This window comes from Dietzia sp. DQ11-38-2 (assembly GCF_014145055.1).
Classification (GTDB): domain Bacteria; phylum Actinomycetota; class Actinomycetes; order Mycobacteriales; family Mycobacteriaceae; genus Dietzia.
Genome location: NZ_JAALDW010000258.1, coordinates 5,984 through 9,679, shown reverse-complemented (window position 1 = coordinate 9,679; position 3,696 = coordinate 5,984). Strand labels below are relative to the sequence as shown.

The window sequence follows — 3,696 nt, the reverse complement described above, 5'->3', positions numbered from 1 at the left end:
CCGCCGGCGGCGGGGATCGCGGTGCTCTTGATCCGCGCGATCACCTGTCGGGCGGTGAGACCCGGATATGCCTGCCGGACTAGCGCGGCGGTGCCGGCCACGAACGGAGCGGCGAAGCTCGTCCCACTGATGGAGGAACGGGTTCCGTCCCCGTCCACGACGAGGTCCGACACCCCCGCGCCGTCCGCACCGACCGAGCGTAGGTCCACCGCAGGGGCCGCGACATCGACCCACGGGCCCCGGAGTGAGAAGTCCGCGGCGGCCCCGTCCGGTCCCACGCCGCCCACGGCCAGCACGTGATCGTCGTACCAGGCGGGTACCGCCACCGTGAGCGCGTCGTCCCAGCCGTCATCACCGGCTCGTGTGGGGTCGGGGGAATCGGGGTTCTGGTCTCCGCAGGTCTGGCCGACGTTTCCCGCAGCCGCCACCAGGACGACGTCGTGATCGACGGCGGCGTAGCGAATCGCCCCGCCGAGCGTCTCGTCGGCCAGCGGGGTGCCGGCGGCAACGCAGGCGACCTCAGAGATGTTGATCACGCCCGCGCCCGCGTCGACAGCCGCGCGGATCGCCCTGGCGAGGGACGTCAGCGTGCCGACACCTGATCCGACCACGGAGTCGTCGGATGAACGTTCAGTGGTTCTCAGGACACTGCTCGACTGCCGGATGGAGACGATCTCGACGCCCGGGGCGACGCCGGAGTGTCCCGAGTCGTCCTCGATCGCGGCCAGCACCCCGGCGACGAGTGTGCCGTGCGCATCGCAGTCCTCGGTGCCGTCCCGGCCGGGCACGAGGTCACCCGCACCACGGACGCGTGGTAGCCGGGGGCCCGGGTTGACACCGGTATCGATGACGGCGACCACCTGCCCTTCGCCCCTTCCGTGAATCCAGGCCGCGCTGAGGTCGGCGGATGTCGCGGAGGGGGGAGGGGCGGACGGATCGAGGACCGCGGCGGTCGTGCGGCAGGGACCGCCGAACCGCAACGAACCGGGCTCCGCGGCGACGGGATCGATAGGGCCGACCTCCGGCAGGGGGCCGTCGATGGAGGGGCGTTCGAGAGCGACCGCTGACGGACCGCCCGCGCCGAGGGCGGTCAGCATCGCCACGGTGGTGGCGAGGGAGAGCGCGACGACCGGTCTCATCGCTGACGGACGGTCGAATAGACGTCCATGGCCCCGACCGCGAGCGGAACCATCATGCAGATCACCAGCACCTCGATCGTCCCGACCGCACGCAGCACGGCGGGGGAGAGCTCCACCTGCGGGAGCGCCGTCACCGCGATGGCGACAGCAGCGGCGAACGCGGCAGCGGCGGGGACGACGACTCCGATCGGCGAGGTATGCGTGAACGCCGCCCCGATCAGTACACCGGCCGCCAGGGCCAGAGCCGACCCCAGAAGCACATTGGTATGGACCCGATCGGAGTAACCCAGCCCGCGAAGCACCAACATCACGATCACCGCCAGTGCCAGAGGAGCGGACCATCCGGGGGATCCACCGGTGCCGCTCAACGCGATCAGCGCGCCGGCCGTGCATGCGGCGCCCCCAGCGGACAGCAGGCCGGTGAGCCACGAGCGACAGGTGAGGAAGCGATGCCTGAGCGCTGCCGGTGTGGGGAGGGGTGCGTGTCTCCGCAGATCGTCGGGATGCCCCGTGTTCACGTCGCGACCGACGTGGCCGAGTTCGCCGACATCGATGTCCTCCCCGGGAGCCGGGACCGCTGGGATCGGGATGCGGGCCGCCGAGACCGAAACGCCGGGTGCGGCAGTGAGGATGAGCAGGCCCAGGAGAACCACACCGGCCCCGATGGCGTGCACCGGCACGGTGGTGTACGCGGCGACCGTCGCGGAGATCGCCCCCACGGCCGTCACCAGCGTCAGGGCCAGGTATCCCGCCGCGAGACCGTATGACCGACCGGGAGCCGGGCGGAAGACGGTGCACCGCAACAGACCCGCGACCACGGATCCCGCGGTCAGGCCACCCACCACACTCCCCGCTCCGACCGGGGCCGCACCGATGGTGCCTGCCGCGATCACCGTGAACCCGATCGTGGCGGCCGCTGCCACGGCGTGAGTCGACCCGGGGGCATCGAACCGCCGCAGGGTGAGGACCGTCGCGAGTCCGACCGCGGCGAACAGCGCCGCGACCAGAGGGGTCAGGATCCCGTCGGTGTGCCGCCACTGCGTGACGAGCGCGGTGGCAGCGGCCGCCGCGGCCACGGCGATCGCCGCGGTGGCTGTTGCGACGGCGTCGCGGCGTCCCCAGATTCGGGAGCGTGCGACGTCGGGATCGGTCAGCCCCTGGAGAACGTCGTCGAACAGCGGTGCCGGTGTGGGCACGGGCCGGTGGTCAAGCACGAGGATCTCGCCGTCGTGCACGCGCTGTTGGGCGAGTGTCTCGGAGATGGCCAGCGGCCCGCCCGCCAGCCTGGAGAGCTGCCATGACCCGTTCGCGCTGCCGCCCATCTCGGAGTCCACGTCCACGTGCGAGGCGGGTCCCGCGGCCGCCCTTATCCGATCCCGGACCAGGTCGACGACCTCTGGGATCACGGCGACGAGTTCCAGGTGGGCCGGCAAACTCAGGTCGACACGGGTGGTGCGGCACACGATCGACACCCGACGTTGGTCCAGCGGTTCGACGCCGGACGCCACCGCCCGGAGCTCGTTCTGTCCCGTCACCCCAGAATCCTCCACTCGTCCGACTCACCGACACTGTCCTCCCGGTGGGTTGAGGTCCCCGTCGCGACGTGAACTGCCCTAACATCGCGCTTCGACACGGCGACCATTGTCGAATGCGGGGCGTACTCGTGGGGGGCCCTCCTCTGGGACCGGGTGGGGGCCGGCCGGTCTGGAACCGGCCGGAGGACACGACGGCGGGCATCAGGCGGGGCACCAAGCGGGGCATCAGCACGGGAGGAGGGCGCGGATGGGAGACGTGGTCTTCACCCGTGGCGAGCGAGTCGAGCCCCCGGTGGTGCCGACCGGCGAGCTCGAGTTGCAGGCCCCGCCAGGATTGCCCCGGCCCACTCCCCGGCCCCTCGTCCAGATCGTGCTCCCGATCATCCTGGTCGTCGCCGTGGCCGGCATGGTGGTCGTGATGCTGCGGACAGGGATGATGCGCAACCCGATGTTCATTCTCTTCCCGGTCATGATGGCCGTGTCCGCCGTCGGCATGCTCGCCGGAACCCTGTCCGGCGGCAACAAGACCGGCGAGACTGACGAACTGCGCAAGGACTACCTGCGGTACCTGGGGCAGACCCGGGAAGAAGTCCGCGAGATCGCGGCCGCGCAACGGCGGGCCGCGTTGTGGAGGCACCCGGACCCGGCAGGACTGCCCGCGCTGGTGGGGACCCCACGGATGTGGGAGCGGGAGGAGGGCGATGCCGACTACCTCACTGCACGTCTGGGTCCCGGACGACAGTCGCTGGCGACGAGACTGTCCGCGCCCGACACCGGTCCGGTGGACGACCTCGAACCGGTCTCGGTGGTGGCTATGAGGCGTTTCGCCAGAGTCCACTCGGTGGTGGACGGCTTGCCGGTCGCAGTGGAGCTGCGGGCCTTCGCCGTCGTCTCCCTGGACGGCGATGTCGACGTGGTGCGCGCCGCTGCCCGGGCCGCGCTGGCGGGCCTCGCCGTGACCCACGGGCCCGACCGGGTCCGCATCGCGGTAGCCGCGAGCGAGGGGCAGGCACGTCGAGCCT

Annotated in this window: 2 protein-coding genes and 1 pseudogene; 1 reads left to right on the top strand and 2 read right to left on the bottom strand. The window is 71.5% G+C overall.

Annotation, left to right across the window (positions count from 1 at the left end):
- On the bottom strand, positions 1 to 1,139 hold a 1,139-nt coding region (mycP, locus tag G6026_RS09505), incomplete at its 3' end, for a type VII secretion-associated serine protease mycosin (RefSeq protein WP_182613017.1).
- Positions 1,136 to 2,674, bottom strand: coding sequence for a type VII secretion integral membrane protein EccD (eccD, locus tag G6026_RS09500; RefSeq protein WP_182613016.1), 1,539 nt, complete (start codon positions 2,672 to 2,674; stop codon positions 1,136 to 1,138). The genes mycP and eccD, both read right to left, overlap by 4 nt.
- Positions 2,675 to 2,921: 247 nt before the next feature.
- On the opposite strand from eccD, the pseudogene G6026_RS17280 reads away from it, so the two are divergent.
- Positions 2,922 to 3,696, top strand: a pseudogene (locus G6026_RS17280) (type VII secretion protein EccC); the annotation flags it as partial.